Below are 26,374 nucleotides of genomic sequence, written 5' to 3' on the forward strand. Positions count from 1 at the left end.
ACCTAAAGTAGATGACATCATGCCCATACCCTATTCTTACTCAACGACCTATATTTTAGATAAAGCGCATTTCGATGAGTGCTATACCCAATCTGTCGTATCTGATCCCACGCTCAAACCTTACTACAAAGCCATAGGGTTGACCCTGATAGGTATCGCACTAATTTTTGCTGACATTAGCCTCTATTTAGCTTACTTTTTCGTTGGAGTCGGCGTTATCGATGCACTCAATGTGAAGTATCACAAGGCATGGTGGTTAATGCGTCAAATGATGAGTAAAGCGGCCAGCAATGAGGTCACGCTCACCATTGATGAGCAAGGGATCCACACTCAATCTATGTCAGTGACCAGCCAAATTTTATGGACCGACATTTACCGAATTAAAGAAACTGAAAAAGGTTTCTTGATCACCCACAAGGCAGGCACGAGTTATGTATCCTTGCGTAGCTTAGATGAGGCGGCTGCGGCCTATATTAAAACTAAAATCTAGTCCCGCTAAAAAACACCCATAAAAAAGGCTGATCTGCATCAGCCTTTTCACCAGTCTTCATCACTGCAGCATTACTTTTTCAATTCACCAACCGGTAAAATCGTACTGCCATACTCATTATTGAGCACCTGCGCCATCGCAAAATAAATCGCACTCGCACCACAGATGATCCCTTCAAAGCCAGCAATAGTGCCAATCAAGGCGCTGCCCGTGAAATCACGCGCCGCTAATAGGAAAAATAAGACAGTCAAAGAAGCAAACACAAATTGCTTAGCTCGTGGATAACGTAAAGAACCCACAAACATGAATGCGGTGAATATGCCCCAAAGCGTTAAATACCAGCCCATAAAATACGTTGGACTCGCCGCAATGCCCGCATTAGGCATTAGGATTAATCCCACTAATGTTAACCAAAACAAACCGTAAGAGGTAAATGCCGTCGTACCGAAAGTATCGCCGCGCATAAAACACATAATACCCACAATCACTTGACCAATGCCGCCGTAAAAAATCCCCATGGCTAAGATCATAGAATCAATAGGGAAATATCCCGCGTTATGAATGTTTAACAAAATCGTTGTCATACCAAAGCCCATTAAACCTAATGGCGCTGGATTAGCCAGTTTTGTAGACACAGAGTTCCCCTAGAGAAAAATCAATAATTCAATAAAAATCAACGGCATTAACCGTAAACCTTATGTTATCGCACCTGCGAGAGCCGCGCATTCTAGAGGATAGCCACAACCTTGGCAACGAAATCATTTAAAATGAATAAGTAGCAATAAATATAAAATAAAAACATACACTTAAAATAAAAATATTAAAAATAAACCGAGTCCTAAGTTTGATTAAAAATTAATTCTTTTCAATTCAATATTCTAGGAATAAAGTCGACTACAACCTGCGTCATATCGCATTTTATGCGACTTTTTATAACTTCCGCATAGTTTGGTATTAAGCGCCCTTAAAACCTTAATCAAAACGAGGGCTAAAATAGCAAGAATACTGCACTTAATCGCAAATCAGTGGTTAAGGTGATGTAAGTGGCGCTTTTGAAAAAAACAACTCTGGAATGCCAGATTTAGCCTATTTTAGCCTACGAAGCTAATGCGGGAGTTAAGCACGACTCACTCTGCACATAACCTTTGCACAAAGCCCTTCGCGCTAAAGCCAAACTCAACAGGTTCATCTGTTGGGAGAATGGCTAAATCGAAGTCAATGGCTCTGCACTTAAGCTGGTCACTTACTTGAAGCGAATCAAGGGAAAACAAGCTAAAAAACCTTAACCCCAAAAGGTAAAAATTATTTATATCTAAAACAGAATAGCAGTGATAAATTGCTGGTGTTGGCGCAGTGGTATTAAGAGAATGCTTCTTAATCTGTGGTTAACAATACATAACTAAAGGAAATAAAATGAATAAGTTATCAGCTGTTTTCACCCTGTTGGCATTAGTGAGCTTCACGACCTTTGCTGACGACTCCTCTTTACCGCCTGCACCAGCAGCCGATATCGCTCAGCTGAAAGAAGTGTGCCAGCAGATGGCCTCTGAAGATCAAGTCGAAAATGCAGAGCTAAAACAATATGTGCTTGATTGTGTAAACGATCAACTGACAGAAATGGGCTACAAGTCGGTTACTGAGGTTAATTAATCTTCATTCTAATCTCTGTGTTATTACCGCAACATCGCGTTATTCAGCTTCATTAAATGCCATTCACATCTGCGAATGGCATTATTATTTTCAAGCAACACAGCTATTCAGCTCACAATTAATATCATTTCCGTTACAGACGAAACCTATCGAATACAAAATTTAACATCTACAATTAACCGTACGAAAGCCACAAAAATAGGCTTTTAGCATGACTATCAAGGTATTGTGCGATCTACAAATTTACTATTTAATTGATAGCTGTATCATTTTGCATCCCTGCGAATGAAACCACTGTTGAATTGGGCATAAAATGCTAATCTATTTTCCTGTATTGTTAACCTCAGCCCTTAATCGTTAAATCATGTATCGCATTCTTTTTGTCCTCATTACAAGTTTAAGTATTTTGCCCTCTGTTGGAATGGCGAAAGAAGCCTGTTCATCAGAAAATCAATGCATTGAGATGAACAACTGGGATCTTGGCGTCGCCATTGGCTGGGGGCAAAAAAGCAATCCACTCAAGGATTTTGACGATATTCCACTGTTCTTTATCCCTACAGTGGCCTACTACGGCGAACACTGGTTCTTCGACAATGGTAATTTAGGCTACACCTTAGCCGAGCAAGAAAGCTTCACGTTCAATCTCGTCACCAGTTATAGCTTAGATAGAGCCTATTTCTACCGATGGGATCCATCGAATATCTTTTTGAACCGCGGTACACAAATTGAAGCCAAAGCCATAAATAGTATGTCTTTGTCGACTGAGCCCGAACGTGAATTTAATTCTTTAGAGACGCGGAACTTCACCCTACTTGGCGGTGCCGAAGCATTCATCTATACCAGACTCGGCATTATTCGATTGGCATACACCCATGATATGTTTAATGTTCATCAAGGTTCAGAAGCACAAATAAAATGGACCTATGGCTGGGATTACGATCGTTTCATTTTTGAATTCGCACTGGTGTTTGATTGGAAGAGCCAAGCAGTGGTCGATTATTATTATGGCGTTAGGCCAAGTGAAAACGCCTATTGGAGTGAACAATATCAAGCAAAATCAGGTTGGGATAAAGGTGCGGAAATGACGGCCCGTTATATATTAACTGACAATTGGGATCTACTCTTGGCAGTTCGTTACACTCTAATTGCCGATGAGATTGCCGCCAGTCCCTTGTTAGACCAAGACTATAGCAGCACCTACTTTATCGGCGCAGCCTATAGGTTCTAACGTTAGTGACGCTGCCTCAGTTAAGCTTGCTTTGCTTTCTTGGTCTAAGCCTCGGCTTGATGGGCCCAAGTTCTGCTCAAGCTAAAACTCGCGACGCGGCATTAAAACTCACACCTGAAATTTGTATTACCAGTTCAGAAACTCAGGCCTGCGACGTCTATATTGAACTGCAGTGGGAACTCGCCAAAGATGAGCTTATCTGTATTTTGTCCGACAATGCCGCCTATCCCAAATGGTGCAGTGATTCAGTTTCAACCCATACGTTAAGCATGAAAATCCACACTATGACGGATATTCAATTTGTCATGGTGAGTAAAGACAGTAACCAAACTTTGGCTGGTGCCAAACTTAAAATCACTTCTGCATCACAACCTCAGGTTCGCAGACGTTACCGCAATCCTTGGAGTTTATTTTAATGACAAGCCCACAATCGAACCACAGAGTATTATTGGTTGAAGACGACGTTCGCCTAGCAAACTTGATTGTAGATTACCTAAAATCCCATGGTATGCATGTTGAAGTTGAACGCCGTGGCGACACAGTATTAACGCGATTAATCAATTACAAGCCAGATATCATACTGTTAGATATTATGTTGCCGGGCATGGATGGCCTCACCCTGTGTGAGAAACTGCCCGACTATTTTGCCGGCCCAATCCTATTGATGAGCGCACTTGGCTCAAGTGAAGATCAAATCAAAGGACTAGAACTCGGTGCCGATGACTATGTGGTTAAGCCCGTCGATCCTGCCCTGTTAGTCGCGCGGATCAACAACTTACTGCGCCGTCAGAATCAACCACCTCAGGCGGAATCCCACTGCTTGACCTTTGGTAAACTGAGTATCGACCCGCATACCCACGCGATTCGCCTCAATGAAACTGAAATCGATCTCACCAGCCATGAATTCGAGTTGCTGTGGTTACTGGCCTCACAAGCGGGCCAAGTGCTCAGCCGTCAGTATATCTATCAGCTGTTACTCAATATTGATTTCGATGGCAAAGATCGAAAAATTGACGTGCGTATCTCTAGATTACGTAAAAAACTCAACGATAATATCGAGACACCTTTCAGAATTAAAACCGTTTGGGGACAAGGTTACCTCTTTGCGCCTGAAGCCTGGAATAACTAAGCACACATACAGTGAAACGTCTCTTTATCAGTTTATATCTGCTACTCAGTCTCAGCGTGCTTGGGATTGGCTGGACACTCGACAGCTTGTGGCAGAAAAATGTGGATGACAATAACGCCCTCGATGCGCCATTAGTGGCCTTGGCTCAATTGTTAGCGGAACTGCCTCCCGATACCCGCCAAAGGTATCTGGAGGCGATCCCTGCCAATCCTGTGATGCCGTTGCAATTGCTCAGTGCCGATCAAGTCGCGCTGGCAGACAATCAAGCGCTAAGCACAAGCAAGGTGTTCACTACCACGACCAATGACGATATTCTGCTGCAATTTATCCGAGTCGGCGATCAAGTCTTAATGGCAGGGCCGCTGGACATCGATCCTAGAGGCAACCTTCGCAGCCTGTTCACCCTGTTCTTTTATTTATCACTCGCCCTCGTTGCGCTAATTTGGGTTGGCCCGCTTTCACGGGATTTGAGCATACTACGTAAGGCCACTAAAGAGTTTGGCGAAGCGAAATGGGACACGCGAATTACTCTATCAAATCGTTCCCAAGTTAAACCCTTAGCCAATACCTTTAATGAAATGGCGCGGCATATTAGTGCCTTGATAGAAAACCAAAAACACCTGTCTAATGCGGTATCCCATGAGATCCGCACGCCGCTGGCGAGGCTCAAATTCGCCCTTGCACTCATGCCCATGTATTGTCAGCCTGATTCGGACGAACAAAAGCGCCAAGACTTTCTCGATGAAATGCAGCTCGATATCAAAGAAATGGAAGACTTGCTTCAGGAACTGCTAACCTACGCCAGTTTAGAGTCCCAGCGAGAAGGTATCCAGTTGGATGAATACGATCTAATTAATCTCATCAATCAAAGCATTAAGCGCCTAGAAACCTTAAGTCCAACGCCTATTATCTTAAAGACAGAAGTCGAAAAACTGCCCTTGTTTGGAGAGCCGGCATTGATTGAACGTGCGCTGCAAAATTTACTGACCAATGCCCAACGCTTTGCCCGTACTGAAATCATTATTGAAGTAAAGCAGACACAGCACAGGGTCAATTTAAGTGTGAGTAACAACGGCGAACCTATCCCCTCGGTGGATTTACCGAAAGTGTTCGAGCCTTTTTATCGCAGCCAATCGGTGCAAAATGGCAATAAAGGGCATGGTTTGGGGCTTGCGATCATCAAACGGATTATGCAGCGACACCAGGGGAATGTCAGCGTCACCAGCGATGAGCAACATACCCGATTTAATTTAATCTGGCCGAAGAAGCGCAAGCTGTAATAGGGATTGGGATAGGGATTAAACGGCTGCGCATCTGTTATTCATCAATGCGCTAATTCTACAAGCCAGTAAAACAAGTGAGTTAAACAAGACTATTTAACTGGCCGATTTAACTTGCAATTCAAAATATTAGTCTAGCTCGAAGCCACCAAAATCGAGATCGGCTTCGGGCTCAGGCTCAAAATTCAACTGCGGATTTAACGCCGCCCTTTCTTGCTCAATTTGCGCTTGCCGTGCTTTCATCATCGCCAACTGGCGACGGCGTTTACGTTGAGTGCACAGCCGAATGACATCGTACTTTTGCGCATCTGAAAACGTTAACCAATTGAATCTTTCGTCACGGCTTCGCAGGCAACCATTACAGTAACCGCGCGCATCGGTTTGACACACACCAATACAGGGACTGGGGATATCAAAAAAGGCTAACTGTTCCATAACCCGCCGCTATTCCTCTGTCAAAATGAGCTGTTCTCAAATGAAGCATACTCAGATGAACCATTGTTAAACGACACCTGCGCAAAACGAAGCTGCCGAATGGCGTTTAAAGCGATTCAAATACAACACACTTATCTAAAGTACTTGCAGAAACAACCTTAATCAAGGCACATTGAACAGAGTTTGTACAACTTGGAGCACTATCATGGGATACCGTCACTTTGCCAGTCTGCTCGTCGCTGTTGCCTTATTAAGCGCCTGCAGCAGTAAACCGAAAAACGATTACGATCTCAATTACGACTTCAGCACACTGCACAGCTTTACCCAGCTAACGCCACAGCCCACAGACGACCCGCTCAGCGCCCAGCGCATTCAAGTCGAAATTAACAACCAGTTGACTCAAAAAGGCTTTGTCGAAAATACCCAAGCCCCCGACTTTAACGTCGCCTACGCCCTACTGACCCAAGATAAACCTAAGGATTCAGGGTTATCGATTGGATTAGGCACAGGCACATTCGGCCGTTCAGGGGGCATAGGAATTGGCACTAGCGTTGGGGTACCACTGGGTAGTGATACCGCTAAAATTCAAACTATTCAGATAGATATTGTCGACCCTAAAACCAAAACACTCATTTGGCGTGGTAGCGACAGTTATGATTTCGATGCAGGCGGCAATGAGAAAGCCCAAGATACCGCCAAAGCCGTTAGCCGAATTTTGGCGCAGTTCCCACCGACAAAATGATCAAGGCTGAGTGAGTAAAAATGGGCGAATTTCGCCCATTTTTATTAATGAAGAATGCTTGTCGTCAAATATCTTAGGCGAAATATCTAATACTCAGGAGAAAAGCCCTGACGAAAGATAACGATCACCCCTATCACAAACAATCGCCACAACCACTGAATCAGGATTCAGTCTGGCTATCTCAAGCGCAGCAAACACAGCACCGCCCGAACTGACGCCGGCACAAATCCCTTCTTCACGCGCTAAGGTTCTCGCCATGGCTTTTGCATCTTGCTCTTCAACATCCATGACTAAATCAACACGGGATGCATCAAAAATCCCCGGCAAGTAGGCCTGCGGCCAACGGCGGATCCCCGGAATGCTACTGCCATCGGCGGGCTGAAGGCCAACAATCGTGATGTCAGGATTACAGCTTTTAAGGTATTTAGACACCCCCATTATGGTGCCAGTTGTCCCCATACTAGAGACAAAGTGAGTGATTTTTCCTTGACTCTGTTGCCAGATTTCCGGACCTGTGGTGAGGAAGTGCGCATTCGCATTATCTTGATTATTAAACTGATCCAGCACCTTGCCTTTACCTTCGGTTTGTAACTGCAGTGCCAAATCCCGCGCCGTCTCCATGTTATCCACCAGCATGAGTTCTGCGCCATAAGCTTGCATCGCATCCTTACGCTCTTGGGTCGAGTTTTCGGGCATAATCAGGATCATCTTGTAGCCTTTGATCGCCGCCGCCATCGCTAGGGCAATCCCAGTATTACCACTCGTCGCCTCGATAAGCGTGTCACCCGGGCTGATCTCTTGGCGAAGTTCAGCCTGAATGATCATATTGAGTGCTGCACGATCCTTTACTGATCCCGCAGGGTTATTCCCTTCCAACTTTAACAGTACAGTTGAGGTGCCGCAATTAAGCCGCTGCAAGCGAACCAGCGGAGTTTGCCCAATACAGGCTTCAATTGTCGGAAAGTCAGACACTAGGATTATCCTTTACTTGATAAAAACAACTAAGCGTTAGCCTATTCTAAGTGGGTTAGCATGCACAAACACAGTGAAAATGATCTATGGCATACAATAAATCGCTCATACTTATTCAAAAAAGTTCTATTTAACTGACTTCTTATAAATAATTACTTCAACTACTCTATATGTCATAACGCTGACAAAGTTGCCAGTTCAAGGAGTAGCAAATGCAAATAAAAGTGATAAAGGCCCTACTGGGAACGCTCTTTCTGGGAACGTCGCTCAATGTGGCTGCCGCAGATCAAACCCTGCTGAATTCTTCTTACGATATCGCGCGGGAATTATTCAGTGCCTATAACCCCGTTTTCGCCAAACATTGGAAAGAGAAAACAGGTAAAAGCGTCGAAATTAAGCAATCCCACGCAGGTTCATCGGCACAGGCGCGCTCAATTCTGCAGGGATTACCAGCAGATGTGGTGACGTTTAACCAAGTAACAGACGTACAGATCCTCCATGACCGCGGTAAATTGATCCCAGAAAATTGGCAACAACTACTGCCTAATGCCAGTTCACCTTACTATTCCACCATTGCTTTTTTAGTTCGTAAAGGTAACCCAAAGCAGGTAAGCGATTGGGGCGATTTAGCCAGAGATGACGTTAAACTGGTATTTCCTAACCCAAAAACCTCTGGTAATGCGCGCTACACCTATTTAGCCGCATTAGGTTATGCCCAAAAAAGTTTTGGTAAAGATAATCAGGCTTCACAGGATCAATTCCTGAAAAAATTCCTCGGCAACGTAGCAGTGTTTGATACTGGCGGTCGTGGTGCAACCACCTCATTTGTAGAACGTGGTATCGGTGATGTGCTGATTACGTTTGAATCGGAAGTGAACAATATCCGTCAGCAATATGGTGCGGACGATTACCAAGTCATAGTGCCAAAAACATCGATTCTGGCTGAGTTTCCCGTCGCTGTTGTAGAGAAAAACGCTAAGCGCAACGGTACACAAGAGCTAGCGACTGAGTATTTGAATTATCTCTACAGCGAAGAATCACAACGATTATTGGCAGGTTTCAACTATCGTGTGCACAACGAAAAGGTTCAGGCGGAGTTCGCTAAGCAGTTTCCAACGGTTGACCTGCTGACGGTTGAGCAAATCATTGGTGGTTGGGATAATGCCATGAAAACGCAGTTTGCTAACGGTGCAAAACTCGATCAATTGCTCAAGCGCTAATTTCAGCTTGATGCTATAAAAGGTTAACATTGCAACCCGGGCTCAGTCCCGGGTTAAGCAATTTTAGCGCATTGACGAATGATGATTTTCAAGCAGCGAAGACGACTTCAATAGTCTTTAACTCAGACAGCCGATCGCTGACGGCAAATACAGCGTATTGGATTAACTCAATTAACCTGAGCGGGTGATTATTCTGTGATTTTTAATAACGGGCGTTTACGCCATAAGCGGGTTCTTCCAGGTTTTACCATCAGCTTAGGTGTGTCCCTACTGTTTGTCAGCCTGATTTTATTATTGCCGACCACTGGGCTGATTATGCAGACCAGTTCAATGAGCTTGTCCGAATACTGGAGCGTCATCACAGATCCTCAGGTGTTGGCAAGTTACCGAGTCACCATACTATCGGCGCTCGCGGCATCGCTATTTAACTGCCTTTTCGGATTATTACTCGCCTGGGTGCTGGTACGTTATGAATTCCCCGGCAAACGTATCTTAGATGCATTGGTGGATTTACCCTTTGCGTTGCCAACCGCCGTTGCCGGTATCACCTTAGCAACCCTGTATGCCGAAAATGGCCAAATCGGTAGTGTACTTGCAGAACTGGGCATAAAAGTCGCCTATACCCCGCTAGGCATAGTGGTCGCGATGATTTTCACCAGTATTCCCTTTGTGGTGCGTACCGTACAACCGGTTCTCGAAGAGTTATCCCACGATGAAGAAGAAGCGGGCATGACGCTTGGCGCCTCGGATCGTGCGGTATTCTGGCGGATCATTTTGCCATCCTTGTGGCCAGCCTTGATGGTCGGGACGGCACTGTCTTTTACCCGCAGCCTAGGTGAGTTTGGTGCCGTTATCTTTATCGCGGGCAACATGCCCTATATCAGCGAAATCACATCGTTAATGATCTTTGTCCGCCTGCAAGAGTTTGATTTTGCGGGAGCTAGTGCCATTGCCTCTGTGGTGCTGATGACCTCACTACTGCTATTACTGCTAATAAACCTGTGGCAGGCGCGTTATCTGCGCCGCATTCATGGACGATAAGGAGCAAACATGAACTCATTTAAGCCCTTAAGAGTCGGTGAAGCCCCTCTTATCAAGTGGAGCCTGATTACCCTCGCGGTGTTCTTAGGCTTGCTATTGTTGCTATTGCCGCTGGTGAGTATTTTTCAGCAAGCGTTTGTCGGTGGTTGGGAGCGTTATATTGGGCACTTAACTCAACCTGATTCGCTGCATGCGATTGGTTTGACGCTGATGGTTGCGACGCTCACAGTCCCGATCAATTTAGTGTTTGGGATCATGCTGGCGTGGAGCGTGACTCGGTTTGAATACCCAGGTCGCAAGTTATTAATCACGCTAATTGATATTCCGTTTGCGGTATCACCTGTCGTCGCAGGTTTGCTCTATTTGCTACTCTATGGCAACAGTGGTTGGCTGGGCGAATGGCTCTATGAGCACGATCTGCAGATCATGTTTGCTTGGCCGGGAATACTGTTAGTCACCATTTTTGTCACATGTCCCTTTGTCGCCAGAGAACTCATTCCATTGATGCAACAACAGGGCGCATCGGAAGAAGAAGCCGCAGTGATCCTCGGTGCCTCATGGTGGCAACTCTTCCGCCGAGTGACGCTCCCTAATATCAAGTGGGCACTGATTTACGGTGTGATCCTCACCAATGCCAGAGCCGTGGGCGAATTTGGTGCCGTTGCTGTCGTGTCTGGCAACATTCGCGGTGAAACCAATACCTTACCCTTACATGTGCAATTATTGTATGAAGATTATCAGGCCGAAGCCGCCTTCGCGAGCGCGTCATTACTCGCCCTGATTGCACTAGTTACCCTAATGCTAAAAGCCGTCGTTGAATGGCGACAACAACGCAGTTTATCCGCCAATGACAATAAAGAGCAGAACCAATTATGAGTATTCGTCTTACTAATATTTCCAAGAAATTTGGCAAGTTTCAGGCGCTTTCCCCGCTGGATCTTGATATTCAAGAAGGGGAAATGATTGGTCTGCTGGGACCATCTGGTTCAGGTAAAACCACGTTATTGCGGATTATTGCTGGGCTCGAGGGAGCCGATAGCGGCCAAATTCAATTCGGCAACCGAGATGTCACTCAAGTGCATGTGCGTGAAAGACGCGTGGGTTTTGTGTTTCAAAACTACGCGCTGTTTCGCCATATGACGGTCGCCGATAACGTCGCCTTTGGACTCGAAGTCATGCCGAAAAAACAAAGGCCTTCGGCGGCAGAAATTCATAAGCGAGTGACACAACTGCTAGAAACAGTACAACTAGGCCACCTCGCACAGCGCTATCCTGAACAACTCTCGGGAGGACAAAAACAGCGCATTGCATTGGCCCGCGCACTGGCGACCCAACCAGAAGTCTTGCTACTGGATGAACCCTTTGGCGCCTTAGATGCTAAAGTGCGTAAAGAACTACGCCGCTGGCTACGCAGCCTGCATGATGAATTGAAATTCACCAGCGTGTTTGTGACCCACGATCAGGATGAGGCGCTTGAGCTCTCAGATAGAGTGGTAGTGATGAGCAATGGTCATATAGAGCAGATTAATACACCTGCTGAGCTATACTCACACCCCAATAGTCGCTTTGTGTTTGATTTTCTTGGTAACGTCAATGTCTTTGAAGCCAGTTGGCAACAAAAACGTTGGGAAAATGGTCAAGCATTTTTAACACCTCCAGAACAGCCAGCACTGCAGCAAGATGGTGTTCTCTATGTACGCAGTCACGAATTAGCGCTGTCAAATAAGCCCAATAGTCAGGCCAATTTGCCGTTCAATATTGTCGCCATGACCCCCATTGGCGCCGAAGTAAGACTGGAATTAGCCCCACACGGCTGGCATAGCGAAGAACTGTGGGAAGCCAAATTCACCCACCATAATCTGCAGGAACTCGGGTTGCAAAAAGGCAGTGTAGTTTACGCTACCCCAAGAACAGCTTACTTCTTTGGTGCGCAGGGTGAGAGTTCACCGACGCGTCTAAGTTGGCCATTCCTGACTCCGGGCAGTCTCGCCTTTGATATCTAATCATCAAGGTTGAAATCAGCAATATTAGCGGTATCACTGGGCAGTGATACCGCCAAAATTCAAACCATTCAGAGAGATATTGTCGACACAAAAAGCAAAGCATTCATTTGGTGTGATAGCGACTGCTTTGATTTTTGATGCAAGCGGTAACGAGAAAACCCAAGATACAGCCAAAACCGTCAGCTAGATCTTGGCGCTGTCCCCTCCGAAGTTAATTATGGATGGCATATACAGCCCATCCATGTTGAACCAATAGAGCTGATAAGCAAATTTATATCTAGTAATCAACACATTAGATGTTTATAACAAATAATTGTTGCAAAAGTACTCATAAAATCAGCGGGTAAACGAATTAACTAACCGAGGTTAATAATTCCAATTTCAACCTATACATTTCATCAACTGACACCACTTTCACGCTGCTTATTTCAATAGAACCTTCTTTCGCCCATAAAAATGGATAAAAGCTCAGGCATTTATCTGTAGCTATCTGTGAATAGTTTTTTTGAAAGCGCTCTTTACCTAAACTCGCATAAAACTCATTGATTCTCTTTGTAACTGACCATTGAAAAAAATCTGTGAACCCGATTTCTAACCCTTCCCAATGAATTGAATCTGGCGACCAATAGTATATATTTCCAACATCTGCGCCTAACCCGCCGCCGTTGATAGCAAAAAATCCACCAACTACGTCATTCGCCACTAACAGATAATGTGCACTTCTATCCCAATCAGTAAGGTTTCTAGACAATCTTTCATGTCCAGAGCCGAAAAATCGAATCCATCCATTGTCGATCAAAATCCCACCAGTTTCGTAGGCAATAGCCCCTAATACCGAACGAGTCGATACTTGAAGGGATTCAAGTACTTCAGCCCGATCCTTTGAAGGCGGCAGTATTTCTACACAATGCTCAGCACCAGCAACCATTTCATTGACTACTTTTATGCCAGAGTCTTCGATATCAATCAGTTCATATACACTTTTCAATCTCTTATCCTTGTATCACTAATATCCATTAAAACGACTCATCATTCATAACAGTACCTTGGGAATGTCGAAAATAACTAAGCCAATATAGCGTTTAAAAATGCTAATTAGCACTTATGGTACTAAGCAAAAATCTTACTCATGGGCATTCACGGTTCGGCCTGCGGCCCATTGCCTAAGCGCATTGATTTTATCGCTCATGACCACAGATAAAGGCCGTGTTTTGCTGAGTTCTTCAAGTAATAGCACTTGATCAACACTGCGCTCAACGCTTCTTGCGGTATACATGGCAGCAATAACCGCTTGTTCGATTTCGGCGCCGGAAAATCCTTGGCTGCGGGCCGATAATTGAGCGAGATCTAAGCTCGCCACATCGATTCCGCGGCGCTGACAGTGGATTAAGAAGATGGCTTTGCGTATAGCTTCGTCGGGTAAATCGACAAAGAAGATTTCATCCATCCTGCCCTTCCGCATCAATTCTGGCGGCAGAGCTTGAATGTCATTGGCGGTCGCCACCACAAACACTTCAGATTTACGCTCCGCCATCCAAGTGAGTAAGGTGCCGAGTATCCGCGTCGATGTGCCCTCATCGCTGCTACTGCCGCTTAAGCCTTTTTCAATTTCATCTATCCAAAGCACGCAGGGCGACATCATGTCAGCAAGCTCCAGTGCATGCCGTAGATTCTTCTCAGTTTCACCGATGTATTTGTTATATAGGGCTGCCATATCGAGTCTGAGCAAAGGTCGTTGCCAAACGCCCGCAACCGCCTTAGCCGCGAGGCTCTTACCACTGCCCTGCACACCCAGCAGCAAAATGCCCTTAGGCGCATCGAGCGCCTTAGTGTGTTGCACAGAAGTAGGCTTGTCGGCTTGGTCAAGGGTGCTGACAGCCGCGATAGGTACACGTTGCTTGAGCCATTTTTTTAGATTATGCAGCCCGGCGATCTGCGAAAAATCACTGGTGTCGTATTCAAATTGCAGCACACCGTTTAAGTCGAGTAACTGAAACTTGGCTTTATTGATGGCATCGATATCTGACAAGGTAATAGCGCCATCATCGACTATGGCTTTGCGCACCAGACGGCGGGCATCGTCTAAAGTCACGCCCCGTAGATTCTCCGCCAATTTGACCACAGCGGTATCATCGACCAATAACGGCGTGCCTTGGTGACGAATTTTATCGACCTCAAGGTAGATCAGGTTTTGCAATTGCACTGTGCTTGGTAAGGTTAATTGAAAATAGGCGCAATAACGTTTGATTTCGGGCGGGATATCAAAGGCATGGCTCACCAGCACTAATGTGTGTTGCAGTGTCTCGTACTCGAGGGCGATTTCTTTGAGTAAACGGACATTTTTTGGCGCATCAATCACAAAGGGATGAAAGTCGCACAGTACATAAATCCCCTGCTGCGAGGTTGATTTAATTTGCCCAAGCAAATCTGTGGGTTCGCTATTAAACTTTTGCGCCGCCATAGGTTTATCGACCCGTGCTAAACCTTGGGTAATGCTCCAAGTAAACACAGGTTGATAAAGCACACTGGCGACCCGTTTAAGTAACTCGACCACGCGATATTCTTCATAGGTTTCAATCACTACGATTGGCGTATTGGAGCGCAGCACTGAGGTTAAATCGCGAATATCTTGCATGTCGTTCACATCCCTTTTAACTAACCTAAAAATTGCCACAAAAAAGTCCAGCGAACTGGACTTTACACCAACCTTTACACTGAACTGAACAAAGTGCTCAACAAACAAGATTTAACGGTTTAGGCACTAATGTCCATCAAAAAATAAGTAATTCAACCAGCCTTGCATCCTGAGTAATACCTTACGCATTACAGCCACATGGTGAAAGTGTTCAGTGTAAATAGCCACTTGGCCTGACACTCCAGCAGGGAACTCTTTACGAATAGCGTCGTCATCGATATCAATCAAAACAACCACTCGACCATTTTGAAACAGACGACTGGAGGACGCTAATACACCACCCATTTGGATTTCACCTTCAGCCATTGCAGGTAGCACTTTCGCCACTTTGCCTTTAAACACTTTCCCTGGCGCGGCATCGAGAATAATTTCGGCCTCGTCGCCCTCTTTCAGGCGCAGTAGAGAATTCTGCCAAAAGGCTCCGGCAAAATAACGTTGCTCATCAGGGATAAAACTCATCACGGGCCTTAACGGTAAAGGCACAGCCATAGCCCCTGGACGGAGCGCCATTTGGGTGACGATACCATCAGCGGGTGCCCGTACTATGGTCTGTTCTAAATCATAGAGTGCGCTCGCTAAATCTCCCTGCAAGCCAGCCACTTTAGTATTAACGCCATCAATATTAGACTCATAGGCAAGCCTCATCCGTAACTCTTCTGATCTAGCAGCAGTTAACTGCGCTTCAGAAGCAAGATACAGTTGGCGTTTATTATCCAATTCCAATGCGGTAAAGGGAGAATTAGCGCCTCCTTTTCGATGACCGCTTTCATAGCGTTCATAGGCGGATTTATTGCGATCTTTATCAGCATTGACTCGCTCAACATTAGCTTTAGCCGATTCCAATGCGGCGGCGAGCTGTGGCACTTCTAACTCGGCAGCGACTAACGCGGCACGCTTACGCTTTACTACGGCCTCAAAGGGGGTGGGATCAATTCGGAAAAGTACATCTCCTTGTTTAACAGGAGTATTTGGCTGCACTTCAACACGAGTCACTAACCCTTTTACCGCAGGGGAAATAGGAATGGTGACAAAATATTCCCGAGCAAAACGTGAATAAGGATGGTTATAGTTCATTAGCAGTATTAAGGCACCAATGAGCACCACGCCCCCCAAAACGGCAGTAGGCACAGTCCATTTAGTCAGCGGGATTTTAAACACTTTAAAAATAACAATACAGATGGCGGCATAGGTCAGTATCAGCAATAGATCCATTTTAGACCTCGACTTTATTGGTAGTATTCGGCTCTTCAACAGCGGCGCTTGCTTGTTCTAATTGCTCAAGTCTCGCTTGTAACGCTATTACCGTCTGACGTAAAGTGCCCACATCCTCCTCTAACGCCTGTTCTCGTTTCATCACAGTACCAAATCCCCAGCCACGATCTTCTCGATATAAGGTGGCCCAGATCCATAAAAATGGCCAAATAGCATGTAACGTAAATAAACTCACCCACCCAGCAATATGCAGCGCATCTTGCTGTGGGTGATTACGCTTTTTGGCAATTTCGTATGGAATATCATGGATAGCAATCACACCATAAAAAATAACGACAACCACAAAAAATAAAATCCCTAACGCAAAGTAATCTAAAAACATTTGAATCCCCTCAATCATCATGATCACTAATCAAACAAACACAGTTGAATATCTCAAGGCTAAAATTAACAACTAAACAACATTATAGAACAACAAAAAACAATCACTTCCAGCCAAGTCAAATTGAATCGTGTTCACACCAAACCCAGTGATCTAAAGCACACTTGTTTATTTACACCATGCTCTAATGTGCCGTTCGCGTTAAACTCATGGCTAAATTGCGCGCCATGACGCAATACCTACAACTGCTAATAAAGGAATCACACATGATAGGCACTCCCTACACTGAGGGCGCACGACGCGCCATGTTGCTCGGCTGCGGTGAACTTGGCAAAGAAGTGGCCATTGAACTGCAACGCTTAGGCGTTGAAGTGATTGGCGTTGACCGTTACGCCAATGCCCCCGCCATGCAAGTCGCGCATCGCTCCCATGTGATCAATATGCTCGATGCCAACGCCCTGCGTGCGGTTATCGAGTTAGAAAAACCGCACTTAGTTATCCCAGAGATTGAAGCCATCGCCACCCAAACCTTAGTGGACATGGAAGCCGAAGGGGTAAATATTATCCCCACAGCCCGGGCGACTAAACTCACTATGGACAGAGAAGGGATTCGTCGCCTCGCCGCTGAGACCTTAGGTTTACCCACTTCTCCGTATTTTTTCTGTGATACTGAAACCGAATTTAATCAAGCGATTAGCGAAATTGGCGTGCCCTGCGTGGTTAAGCCAGTCATGAGCTCATCAGGCAAAGGTCAGAGCGTTATTCGCGATATCGCCCTCAGCCATAAAGCGTGGCAATACGCCCAAGAAGGGGGGCGCGCCGGCGGCGGGCGCGTGATAGTGGAAGGCTTTATTCCCTTTGATTATGAAATCACCCTGTTAACCATTAGCGCAGTCAATGGCATTCATTTTTGTGCGCCGATTGGCCACAGACAAGAAGATGGCGATTACCGTGAGTCATGGCAGCCACAAGCTATGTCCGATGAAGTGTTAGCAAAATCCCAAGCGATTGCGAGCAAAGTCGTCGAAGCCCTTGGCGGTTATGGATTATTTGGCGTAGAACTGTTTGTTAAAGGCCATGAAGTGTATTTCTCTGAGGTCTCACCAAGGCCACATGACACAGGTCTAGTGACACTCATCAGCCAAGACTTATCGGAATTTGCCCTGCATGTTAGAGCGATTCTGGGTTTGCCGATCCCCAATATCCATCAGCATGGACCAAGCGCCTCGGCGGTGATTTTGGCCGAAGGCACCTCAAGTAATATCCGCTACCAAGGTATTACCGCTGCATTAGAGGCGGTCAACACTCAACTCAGATTATTTGCCAAACCCGACATTGATGGCCGCCGCCGTTTAGGTGTCGCGCTTGCCCGTGATATCAATATCGACAGCGCAATCAGCAAAGCACTCGATAGCGCCAGTAAAGTGAAGGTCATCTTTTAAACTGTTTTATCGGTTTTAAATTGGCTTCAAGCACCAAACGACACATCAAAGGGAAATGCGCTTTAATGCCATTTCCCTTTTTCAATGCACACAGTACAACATCCAGAACCTTTACCAATAAAAAGTGACCCACCCAAACCGACAGAGTAAACTAGCGCCCTTGTCTTGTGGCCTTACTTTGCAAGCAAAGCAAGTCTTTTGACCTAACGCTTTATTCAGGCTATTGATTTTTAAGTCTGTAACTTAATTCGAACGTCGCCTAAAACTCATCAGTAATAGAAACCAATAGTAGTAGAAATCCATATGCATCTTCAGCCTTCTTGCTTTACCTCTTTCACACAAGCCATTGATGCCTATGCCCTGCCGCAGCGTTTTACCTTTCCTTTCTATTACGAACCACATCCACTGTGCGTGATTGCAGCCAACGAATTACAGCAACACCTTGAGACTCAAAGTGATTGGCAACATAACTTTGGCCTAACGGGTGAGTTAACCGGCGCCATTGGCAAGATGTTCGGGGTATTACTGGTACAAAATCCACAAGGGGAAGTGGGCTATTTATCGGCATTTTCGGGCAAGTTAGCCGAGCAAAACCATTGGCCGCGCTTCGTTCCACCTGTGTTTGATATGCTGGTTAAGGACAATTTTTTCCACGCCGAAAATCGGCAAATCAACCAAATCAATGAGCAGCTGTTTGCAGTAGAAAATCATCCCGACATTCCGAGGCTATCAAACGAGCTAGAAACTGAACAAGCTCAAGCGCAAGCCAAACTTGCCGCCCACAGACAAGTGATGATCGATGGCCGCCAATCCCGCAAGGCGCAGCGCAATCAACTCGCAGCCCAATTGGCTACCAATCCGACGGATGAGACCTTGCGTGAAAACGCAATAACTGAAACCAAACTCAGCCAAGAAAGCATCAATGAAAAGAATCAGTTAAGAGATATTAAACGCTATTGGGATGAACGTATCCATACCATCAGCCAAGCGCTAAGCCAGCTGACAGATGAGCGCGAGACGTTACGACAACAGCGCAAACGGCTCTCGGCCGCGCTGCAACAAAAGTTATTTGAACAGTATCGTTTTTTGAATATTAAAGGCACAGAAAAGAGCCTTAACGGTATATTTAATGGCACGGTTGAGTTAACCCCGCCCGCAGGCTCGGGCGAATGTGCTGCCCCTAAGTTGTTACATTACGCCTTTAAACATGACCTTAAGCCATTAGCGATTGCCGAGTTTTGGTGGGGCGCACCGCCAAAATCAGAAATTCGCCAGCATAAGCAGTTTTATCCCGCCTGCCTGCGAAAATGCCAACCCATTTTGGGACATATGCTCGAAGGACTTGTAGTCGATGATAATCCGCTGCTGACCAACCCCGCCGAAGGCAAAACCTTAAGTATCCTCTATCAAGACGAGGCGATGGCGATTGTGAACAAACCCGCCGAGTTTTTATCCGTGCCCGGCAAAGAGATTGAAGACTCAGTGTATTCGCGCATCCGCCAAACTTTTCCCCATGCCACAGGGCCGCTAATCGTCCACAGGCTCGATATGTCGACCTCGGGATTAATGGTGATCGCGCTGACAAAAGATGCCCATAAACAGCTGCAAAAACAATTTATCCAGCGCACTGTAACTAAACGTTATGTGGCGCTGTTAGCGGGAATTCCTACCGTCATGGCAAATACGCAGGCGACGGGTAACATCTCTTTACCCTTGCGTGGCGATTTAGACGATAGACCGAGACAACTCGTTTGCCACGAGTTTGGCAAAGCGGCCCAAACCTATTGGGAATTGAGCCAACTTGATGAAATGGCACGTACAACCCGCGTGTATCTTTATCCTAAAACGGGCCGAACCCATCAACTCAGGGTTCACTGCGCCCACTCAGAGGGGCTAAATACACCGATTGTCGGTGACGACCTCTACGGCACTCGCGCCAATCGCCTGCATCTGCATGCGGATTTATTGATGCTTCAGCATCCCGTTACCCGTGAGCGGATGCGCTTTCAGGTCGATCCTGATTTTTGAGATCTGAGTTCTGATATTGATTAGCAAGGCACCCAAGGAAGAACCAAGCTTAGGGGCATTATCAGAAGTTTGACCGCGATGTAAAAGCGAGCTTTTTCGGGCATAGTAATGCCTCACTCAAAACGGAATCGATAGCAGTAGTATGGGCATAGGCAATCTGGTTAAAAACATTAGCCGAAATCAATGGTTCTTATTCGTTTTGTTGAGCTCCGCCGTATTTATGAGCGCCTGTCAGCCCGTATCGGAACCGAGTGAACTCACGGCAAACCCAAATGCCAGTCATACAGCAGAAGTCACCTCTGCAACCGAAATGCCTCGTGCTCCACTCACTCAGGAAGTCTATATCTGGCAGCGCCAATGGCGCCCCGCCAATCAAACGGCATTAGTGCAAAGCCAAGGAGCATTCCAAGGATTACGCATTTTAGCGCTGCAAGCACATCCCAAACCCAATGGCGCAGATATTTGGTTTGAAGTCGCGGTCAATCATGCTTGGCTTCAGGCAGATCCTAGGCCTAAAGTCGCCGTGATCCGCTTAGATGGCCAATTCGCGCATTTAAATGATGAACAAGTGATCCGTAAAATCTGCCAAGTACTGACACATTGGCAGGCAAAAGGCACGCACATCGCCGGAGTTGAAATCGATCACGACAGCGCTAGCAGCAAACTGCCCGCCTATCGGGATTTTCTTAAAAAGCTTAAAGCGCAGCTACCAGCCGACCTCAAACTCAGCATTACCGCCCTGCCCGCTTGGCTCAATAGCGCCGATTTTCCCGCATTGCTCACCAATATCGATGAACTCGTGCTGCAAATTCACAGCGTGAGCGACCCACGCCTCGGACTATTCGACGCCGCTCAAGGTTGGCAATGGGTGCAGCAACTCTCAAAAATCAGTACTGTGCCTTATCTTATTGCGCTTCCCGCTTACGGCTCGGCGGTCATCAGCACAGCTTCAGGTTATAAAGTGGAGAGTGAAACACCGCTGCGGGGTCAACTCAATGACCCCCATGCCGTTGAGGAACTGATGGCCGACCCGCAAGTGTTGAAAGCTTTTGTGCACAAACTGCAAAGCCGCACTGATGCCAAGCTCAAAGGCATTATCTGGTTCAGGCTGCCGCTGGAAGGGGATAAAAGAGTTTGGCCACTCGATACCTTAATCGCTGTGGCACAGCAAGGTGAACTTGCCGCCAAGATTGAATTAGTGCTCTCAAGCGATAACGACATTCAAACGACATTAGCCACTGAAAATAAGGCTAAAAGCCAACAAATCCTCAAGCAACAGCTCTTCCAATTGAGCTTAATTAATCACGGTAATATTGCTGGCGACATTCCCGCGAGTTTGTCCCTAGCGGGACAAGCTTGCAGCGGGTATGATGCGCAAAATGGCTATCGCGTGATACAAAAAAATGGGCTGTTAATCTGGCAGTGGCGAGCTGAAAATATCGCCGCATTGGCGCCGACTGACACTGCTCCAAGCGCGACGAACATGCCAATGCCGCAAGCACACAAACAAACTCAAAAACACATGCTCAACCCTGGCGGCCAGAAAGTGATAGGCTGGGCACGTTGTGAGTCATTATATTTACAGGGAATTTATGCGCCATAAGCCAACATCATCGTCCACAATGGCAAAATCCAATCGGGCTTTTATGCTTAAAAAGACCACGCTTATCTGTTTAAGCCTATTTTCGCCAATGCTATTGGCCTGCGGCCCCGACTTCCCTTTGCAATTGACTCAAGACAGACAGAGTAATCTCAGTTATTTACCGCAAACCTCTTTCAGCCAGCAGCTTACCGCCCTCGCAAAACCTTTGCCTTGGCAGTATCAAGATGCGCCAGCTGCGCAGGAATATCTGTGGGATGAAGTGCATAGCCGTTATCTGTCACAAACTCGCGCCTTTGAAAACAGCGAATTAAGTGAAGCCCATTTGATCTTAGTGAACACACTAAGGGATGCGACAGGCCCAATCGAGGCCGAACAAATGGCCGCCAAGTTGGATAAGGATCTGCCCCAAGCGCTGACCTGGTACACCTTAGGCGCAGTGGCGTTTGAGGCACAAGATTATGATAGAGCGAGTAACTATTTTAGCAAAATCATTAAACTACCAGAAAGCGAACGCGCATCTCGCAGCCTGTGGGCACTCTATTCGCTGTCGCGTATTGAGCTTATCTTAAGTAAAACCTCGGCGGATCCAGAGCACTTTAATCGTGCCAACGCTTACCTGACTCAATTGCAAGCCGAAGTCACCCAAGGCGCCGCCGATCCCCTGCGTTTGAGCTTAGCAAGCCTGGGCGAGCAAGCCTATATTCTGCTTCACCAAGGCCTACCGCAAATAGCCAATCAAAGTGCAGATGATACTGAGCTACAAATGATGCTTAACCCTGATGCACTGAATAAGGCGATTGAGCTCTATGCCACCCAATCAGTACAGGGCGATAGCGGCGGTTATGATTCTTTATTGATGTTAAGCCGTACCTTAATGGGGAAAGACATTGCTGAGCTGAAACCGTTGCTGCAACAGACAAGCGTGCAGCAGTTATTGATTGCCTATTGGCAAAGCAGCACCAATGAATTTGCCTACGATGGCCAGCTTTCAGAAATGGGCTCAAAGGTAGCTGAAATCCTCAAAGTGTTTCCAACCGATGGTTTACAGCTCAACCATGGCGATAAATTAGCGGCAATTTATTACCAGTTAGGGGATTACGCTAGTGCTGAGCGCCTATTGACGCTCGCGAAACCCAGCGGCCTCACTTGGTGGCTAACCGCTAAATTAATGCTACAAAAGGGCGATCAAGCAGAGGCGGCCAAGGCCTATGCTCAGGCGGCGCGTCACTTCCCCAAACAATCCAATGAAGCATTAGCAACAGTTGATGCCAAAGAGACTCAGCAGCAAGCCATTAATGCCGATGAAGATAAAGCCACTTACTGCCGTATTCGCGCTGAGCAAGGCGTGTTATCCCTAGAGCGCGGCGAATATGTCGATGCGCTCAATCACTTACTCGCCAGCGGCGACGAATACTGGCAAGACATCGCCTATGTGGCGGAGCGCGTGCTCACCACGGCTGAACTTAAGTTATTTGTCGATGAGCATGTGCCGCTTATCGCCTTCGAATACCCTAAAGATAGCGACTGGTACGATAACATTGAGCCGATTAACAATCGCTTACGCTATTTACTGGGCCGCAGATTATTACGTGAAGGCGCAATCGCCGAAGCGCCCACTTATTTCCCTAATCCTAATCTTAATGCCAGCGCCCTTGCCTACGGCACTGAGCTGAACGCGGCGAAAAATGCAACAGGCATTGATAGCGCTAAGGCCTATTGGGCTGCTGCCGAACTTGCCCGCCATCAAGGTATGGAAATTTTAGGGTTTGAATTAGCCCCAGATTACGCTATATACCAAGGGGTATTCGATCTAAGCGATTGGAATGAACCGAGCAAATTGGCCGAAAAAGAACAGTTGCGGTTAAGCGCCAGCCAAGCCGTTCCCGATAAACGCTTTCATTATCGTTACACGGCGGCGGAACTGGCCAACAAGGCATCGGATCATGTGCCCCAAAACAGCCAAGCCTATGCCGCGCTACTCTGCCAAGCCACGGGTTGGGTATTGTATCGAGATCAAGAACTTGCCCTACGCTACTACAAAAAATACGTCGCCAACGGCCCCTTTGTGCCTTGGGCCGAAAACTTTGGTATGGAGTGTGAAGCCCCCGATTTTGACGGTGCAGTAAAACGAGCGCAAGCCAATGAAATTGCAGAATGGAACGCCCTGTACCACAAGCTGAAAAAGCCGGTTGTATTTGGCGTATTAGCCATCACGGGTTTATTGGGTGTGTGGTGGATGCGTAGAAGAAAAACTCAATAATAAATAACCATTTACGTCTTTCTCTCTCAACATCGACATGATGAAAAGAGAGAAAGACGCATACCGCTTTACTTGTTCACACAGTTAATCACTTCACCCTGTAAATAACCGTGCACATTCGCCACGGCAATATTGAGTAGACTTTGTCTGGCTTCCTTAGTCGCCCACGCATTGTGGGGACTAATGCTGATGTTCGGTGCATACAATAAGGGATTATCCGCGCTGGGCGGCTCGGTCGATAATACATCGACACCGGCAAATAGGCGGTTTTGCGAAAGCGCTGCTGCAAGCGCGGCCTCATCAATTAATCCACCGCGCGCCGTATTAATCAGCAGCGCATTAGGCTTCATCAAGGAAAGAGTTTGTTGATTGATAAATTGCTCAGTTTCAGGGGTAAGTGGGCAATGCAGCGAGATAATATCTGATTCGCTCAGCACAGTATCACGCGGTACCCAAGTGGCACCTTGGGGCAAGTCTTTGATAACTGAACGCGTATTGACGAGCACTTTCATCCCGAATGCAAGGGCGAGCGTCCCAACCTGCTGGCCAATATCACCGTAACCTATTAAGCCTAAAGTCTTGCCTTTTAAGGATTGCAGCGGCATTAAGGTGAAACAAAAATCTTGGCAGTTCACCCACTGACCATCGACCACCGCTTGATGATGGGCAGCCACGGCTTGGGTGTGATGCAGTATATGGGCAAACACCATCTGCGCTACGGCATCGGGCGCATAGGCCGGCACATTCGTAACCACTATGCCTTGCGCTTTAGCTGCCGCGATATCAACAACGTTAGTGCCCGTTGCCAATACACCTATATATTTCAGTTCCGGAAGTTGCGCCAGAGTCTTAGCATTAAGCGGCGTTTTATTGGTGAGAATGATCTCTGCACCTTGGGCACGCGCGACAACATCGGCGCCCGCGGTGCGGGGGAAACACGCAAACTCGCCTAATTCAGTCAAGGATTGCCAACTGAGATCGCCAGGATTTAAGGTTTCGCCATCGAGTACAACTATCTTCATGCCGCTAAATCTCCTTTTAAAACGATGTGTTAGCGCTAAAAACTGACTTTGAACCCAAGGTTAGCCTGCGCCTGCCACATCACATCCGACGTAATGTGCCATAGGCATTCATCTTCATTGCAAAACAACGAACTGTCGCTGTTGATAAACGTCGCGTAACCGCGAATATCTGCAAACAAACCAAAGTGTTGAGTGACTTGATACTCTACCCCACCGCCAATCCCCATAGAGAAACGTGTTTCACTCGACCAAGCGTCGGGCAGCATGCGGGTGATCCCTGCACTTGCGGTGACGTAGGGTCGAATATCGCCACGGGGAAAATATAAAGTCCCGCCTAAGTGGATGTAATCTAAGTCTAAAGAGGTAAGACGATCGGGCGTAAACAAACCGCCACTTTTGAGTTCAGAGGCTTGGTGACTGTATAAAAGATAAATATTACCGGGATCATTCGTGGCAATGCCCAGCATCAGGCCGTAATGGCTTGATTCCTCGACCTTCACATTTTTCTTGTCGCCCGTTTGATCTGCGTTGACCTCAACTTGATTAACATCAAATTGACCGCCACCCAGACTATAACCGCCAAAAGGTGCGACAAACACCTCGGCCTGCGTGGACATAGTCACAGATAACAAACTCGCCAACAGCAACAGGCTATACGTGTTTTTCATAATGAATTCCTTATCTTTTATACAATCCAAAGCAATCAAGACTAACGCATACCGCGCTCAGACTTGACTCTGTCATAGGCCGCTTGAATATCCTGTGCCTTACGATTGGCCAACTCCATCATTTCCGGTGGCAGGCCCTTAGCGACTAACTTATCGGGATGATGTTCGTTCATCAACTTACGGTAAGCTCGCTTAACTTCTTGGTCGCTGGCTTCGTTAGTAATCCCCAGCAAACTGTAAGCATCGGTAATCGATGTTTTGTTGCCACCTGAGGTCTGATGAAAGCGAAACTCCGCCTGCCAGCGCTTCAGTAATTCATCTAACTGTGCTCGACCATAACCTAACTCTTGGGCAATCGTCATCAAGATAGCGTGTTCAGCGGGATCCAGTTCACCGTCGGACAATGCCGTTTGGATCTGAATTTCGATGAACATCTGCACTAACTCTTTGCGGCCCATGGTAATAACACGGAAAGCTTGTAGGCTGCTACGCAGATCAAAATCCGCCGATTTCCCCTCGCGAAACGCCTGCTGCGCTTCTTTACGGGCTTCACCGGTTAAGCGCATTTGATCCATTAACAAGGTCGCGATGCGAATATCGGTTTCAGTCACATGTCCCGACGCTTTCGCCACATGCCCCATCACCGCAAAGGTGGTATTAAAGAAGATAGCTTGGCGATTCTTAGCCTGCCCTAGCACTTGTCGAAACCCCACGCCAGAAGCCGCGCGCTTATCGTAAAGATGACCGAGCCACAAACCTAGCAGTGCACCAAAAATACGGCCGAACATAAAGCCAATGACAAATCCAAAAAACTTACCCCAAAGCCGCATCTTATTTCCTGATTTCTATTATGTATTTGATGTGCCAGCGAA

At 46.7% G+C, this 26,374-nt stretch carries 26 protein-coding genes; 16 read left to right on the forward strand and 10 right to left on the reverse strand.

Features of this window, described 5'->3' with window-relative positions; translation table 11 throughout:
• Positions 1-19: 19 nt before the first annotated feature.
• The gene (locus tag Q4Q49_RS05745) at positions 20-490 is read left to right on the forward strand and encodes a YcxB family protein (protein WP_311998854.1); all 471 of its coding nucleotides are present in this window, start codon (positions 20-22) and stop codon (positions 488-490) included.
• A gap of 71 nt (positions 491-561) precedes the next feature.
• Here Q4Q49_RS05745 and Q4Q49_RS05750 read toward each other — a convergent pair whose 3' ends face one another.
• On the reverse strand, positions 562-1,125 hold the full coding sequence (locus Q4Q49_RS05750; protein ID WP_311998855.1) for an acetate uptake transporter: 564 nt from the start codon (positions 1,123-1,125) through the stop codon (positions 562-564).
• Between the two features lie 778 nt (positions 1,126-1,903).
• Here Q4Q49_RS05750 and Q4Q49_RS05755 point away from each other — a divergent pair.
• The 6 genes from Q4Q49_RS05755 to Q4Q49_RS22160 all read left to right on the forward strand — a co-directional run bounded on the left by Q4Q49_RS05755 (position 1,904) and on the right by Q4Q49_RS22160 (position 5,777).
• The gene (locus Q4Q49_RS05755) at positions 1,904-2,140 is read left to right on the forward strand and encodes a hypothetical protein (RefSeq protein ID WP_012088493.1); all 237 of its coding nucleotides are present in this window, start codon (positions 1,904-1,906) and stop codon (positions 2,138-2,140) included.
• A gap of 364 nt (positions 2,141-2,504) precedes the next feature.
• The gene (locus tag Q4Q49_RS05760; RefSeq protein ID WP_311998856.1) at positions 2,505-3,368 is read left to right on the forward strand and encodes a MipA/OmpV family protein; all 864 of its coding nucleotides are present in this window, start codon (positions 2,505-2,507) and stop codon (positions 3,366-3,368) included.
• Between the two features lie 5 nt (positions 3,369-3,373).
• On the forward strand, positions 3,374-3,784 hold the full coding sequence (locus Q4Q49_RS05765) for a DUF3019 domain-containing protein (protein WP_006085791.1): 411 nt from the start codon (positions 3,374-3,376) through the stop codon (positions 3,782-3,784).
• Positions 3,784-4,497 carry a response regulator gene (locus Q4Q49_RS05770; RefSeq protein ID WP_006080570.1) on the forward strand — a complete coding sequence of 238 codons (714 nt, stop codon included), beginning with the start codon at positions 3,784-3,786 and terminating at the stop codon, positions 4,495-4,497. Before Q4Q49_RS05765 ends, Q4Q49_RS05770 begins: the two co-directional genes overlap by 1 nt.
• A 372-nt stretch (positions 4,498-4,869) precedes the next feature.
• Entirely contained in the window at positions 4,870-4,938 is a 69-nt protein-coding gene (locus Q4Q49_RS22155; RefSeq protein ID WP_373317072.1) for an AgrD family cyclic lactone autoinducer peptide, read from the forward strand.
• A gap of 137 nt (positions 4,939-5,075) precedes the next feature.
• A complete protein-coding gene (locus Q4Q49_RS22160) occupies positions 5,076-5,777 on the forward strand; it encodes a sensor histidine kinase (RefSeq protein WP_409373158.1) in 702 nt (233 codons plus the stop codon).
• A 129-nt stretch (positions 5,778-5,906) separates the two neighbouring features.
• Here the strand turns inward: Q4Q49_RS22160 and Q4Q49_RS05780 are convergent, their stop codons facing one another.
• Positions 5,907-6,212 (reverse strand): DUF1289 domain-containing protein, encoded by a 306-nt coding sequence (locus tag Q4Q49_RS05780; RefSeq protein ID WP_006085794.1) that lies wholly within the window; start codon positions 6,210-6,212, stop codon positions 5,907-5,909.
• Between the two features lie 205 nt (positions 6,213-6,417).
• Here Q4Q49_RS05780 and Q4Q49_RS05785 point away from each other — a divergent pair, with 205 nt between their 5' ends.
• Positions 6,418-6,954, forward strand: coding sequence for a DUF4136 domain-containing protein (locus tag Q4Q49_RS05785; protein WP_006085795.1), 537 nt, complete (start codon positions 6,418-6,420; stop codon positions 6,952-6,954).
• Between the two features lie 93 nt (positions 6,955-7,047).
• Here the strand turns inward: Q4Q49_RS05785 and cysM are convergent, their stop codons facing one another.
• Positions 7,048-7,926, reverse strand: a complete 879-nt coding sequence (gene cysM, locus Q4Q49_RS05790; protein ID WP_311989052.1) for a cysteine synthase CysM — start codon at positions 7,924-7,926, stop codon at positions 7,048-7,050.
• Positions 7,927-8,138: 212 nt separating this feature from the next.
• On the opposite strand from cysM, the gene cysP reads away from it, so the two are divergent.
• From cysP to Q4Q49_RS05810, 4 genes are all read left to right on the forward strand, one after another.
• Positions 8,139-9,146 (forward strand): thiosulfate ABC transporter substrate-binding protein CysP, encoded by a 1,008-nt coding sequence (cysP, locus tag Q4Q49_RS05795; protein ID WP_311998858.1) that lies wholly within the window; start codon positions 8,139-8,141, stop codon positions 9,144-9,146.
• A 195-nt stretch (positions 9,147-9,341) separates the two neighbouring features.
• The gene (gene cysT, locus Q4Q49_RS05800; RefSeq protein WP_311998859.1) at positions 9,342-10,187 is read left to right on the forward strand and encodes a sulfate/thiosulfate ABC transporter permease CysT; all 846 of its coding nucleotides are present in this window, start codon (positions 9,342-9,344) and stop codon (positions 10,185-10,187) included.
• 9 nt (positions 10,188-10,196) lie between these two features.
• The gene (gene cysW, locus Q4Q49_RS05805) at positions 10,197-11,063 is read left to right on the forward strand and encodes a sulfate ABC transporter permease subunit CysW (RefSeq protein WP_311998860.1); all 867 of its coding nucleotides are present in this window, start codon (positions 10,197-10,199) and stop codon (positions 11,061-11,063) included.
• Positions 11,060-12,190: a TOBE-like domain-containing protein gene (locus Q4Q49_RS05810; RefSeq protein WP_311905099.1), complete on the forward strand. Its 1,131-nt coding sequence runs from the start codon at positions 11,060-11,062 to the stop codon at positions 12,188-12,190. Before cysW ends, Q4Q49_RS05810 begins: the two co-directional genes overlap by 4 nt.
• A gap of 352 nt (positions 12,191-12,542) precedes the next feature.
• On the opposite strand, the gene Q4Q49_RS05815 is transcribed toward Q4Q49_RS05810, so the two are convergent.
• The 4 genes from Q4Q49_RS05815 to Q4Q49_RS05830 form a co-directional block, all read right to left on the reverse strand.
• Complete coding sequence (locus tag Q4Q49_RS05815; RefSeq protein WP_311998861.1) at positions 12,543-13,178, reverse strand: DUF2625 family protein; 636 nt, start codon at positions 13,176-13,178, stop codon at positions 12,543-12,545.
• A 135-nt stretch (positions 13,179-13,313) separates the two neighbouring features.
• The gene (locus Q4Q49_RS05820; RefSeq protein WP_259574463.1) at positions 13,314-14,825 is read right to left on the reverse strand and encodes an AAA family ATPase; all 1,512 of its coding nucleotides are present in this window, start codon (positions 14,823-14,825) and stop codon (positions 13,314-13,316) included.
• Between the two features lie 126 nt (positions 14,826-14,951).
• A complete protein-coding gene (locus tag Q4Q49_RS05825) occupies positions 14,952-16,097 on the reverse strand; it encodes an HlyD family secretion protein (RefSeq protein ID WP_311998862.1) in 1,146 nt (381 codons plus the stop codon).
• Between the two features lies 1 nt (position 16,098).
• Entirely contained in the window at positions 16,099-16,479 is a 381-nt protein-coding gene (locus tag Q4Q49_RS05830; protein WP_106651780.1) for a DUF3302 domain-containing protein, read from the reverse strand.
• 266 nt (positions 16,480-16,745) lie between these two features.
• Between Q4Q49_RS05830 and purT the strand changes: the two genes are divergently transcribed.
• The 4 genes from purT to Q4Q49_RS05850 all read left to right on the forward strand — a co-directional run bounded on the left by purT (position 16,746) and on the right by Q4Q49_RS05850 (position 23,812).
• Positions 16,746-17,921 (forward strand): formate-dependent phosphoribosylglycinamide formyltransferase, encoded by a 1,176-nt coding sequence (purT, locus tag Q4Q49_RS05835; RefSeq protein ID WP_311998863.1) that lies wholly within the window; start codon positions 16,746-16,748, stop codon positions 17,919-17,921.
• A 303-nt stretch (positions 17,922-18,224) separates the two neighbouring features.
• The gene (locus Q4Q49_RS05840) at positions 18,225-19,949 is read left to right on the forward strand and encodes a pseudouridine synthase (protein WP_311998864.1); all 1,725 of its coding nucleotides are present in this window, start codon (positions 18,225-18,227) and stop codon (positions 19,947-19,949) included.
• A 142-nt stretch (positions 19,950-20,091) separates the two neighbouring features.
• Positions 20,092-21,552 carry a DUF3142 domain-containing protein gene (locus Q4Q49_RS05845; RefSeq protein ID WP_311998865.1) on the forward strand — a complete coding sequence of 487 codons (1,461 nt, stop codon included), beginning with the start codon at positions 20,092-20,094 and terminating at the stop codon, positions 21,550-21,552.
• Complete coding sequence (locus Q4Q49_RS05850) at positions 21,542-23,812, forward strand: hypothetical protein (protein WP_311998866.1); 2,271 nt, start codon at positions 21,542-21,544, stop codon at positions 23,810-23,812. The genes Q4Q49_RS05845 and Q4Q49_RS05850 overlap by 11 nt, the downstream gene beginning before the upstream one ends.
• A 68-nt stretch (positions 23,813-23,880) precedes the next feature.
• Here Q4Q49_RS05850 and Q4Q49_RS05855 read toward each other — a convergent pair whose 3' ends face one another.
• The 3 genes from Q4Q49_RS05855 to djlA are packed head-to-tail and all read right to left on the reverse strand — an operon-like array spanning position 23,881 to position 26,332.
• Complete coding sequence (locus Q4Q49_RS05855; protein ID WP_311998867.1) at positions 23,881-24,834, reverse strand: D-2-hydroxyacid dehydrogenase; 954 nt, start codon at positions 24,832-24,834, stop codon at positions 23,881-23,883.
• 35 nt (positions 24,835-24,869) lie between these two features.
• On the reverse strand, positions 24,870-25,502 hold the full coding sequence (locus Q4Q49_RS05860) for an outer membrane beta-barrel protein (protein ID WP_311998868.1): 633 nt from the start codon (positions 25,500-25,502) through the stop codon (positions 24,870-24,872).
• A 41-nt stretch (positions 25,503-25,543) separates the two neighbouring features.
• Positions 25,544-26,332, reverse strand: coding sequence for a co-chaperone DjlA (djlA, locus tag Q4Q49_RS05865; RefSeq protein WP_063883715.1), 789 nt, complete (start codon positions 26,330-26,332; stop codon positions 25,544-25,546).
• Between the last annotated feature and the right edge of the window lie 42 nt (positions 26,333-26,374).

Source organism: Shewanella sp. SP1S1-7 (assembly GCF_031932105.1).
GTDB classification, from domain to species: Bacteria; Pseudomonadota; Gammaproteobacteria; order Enterobacterales; family Shewanellaceae; genus Shewanella; species Shewanella baltica.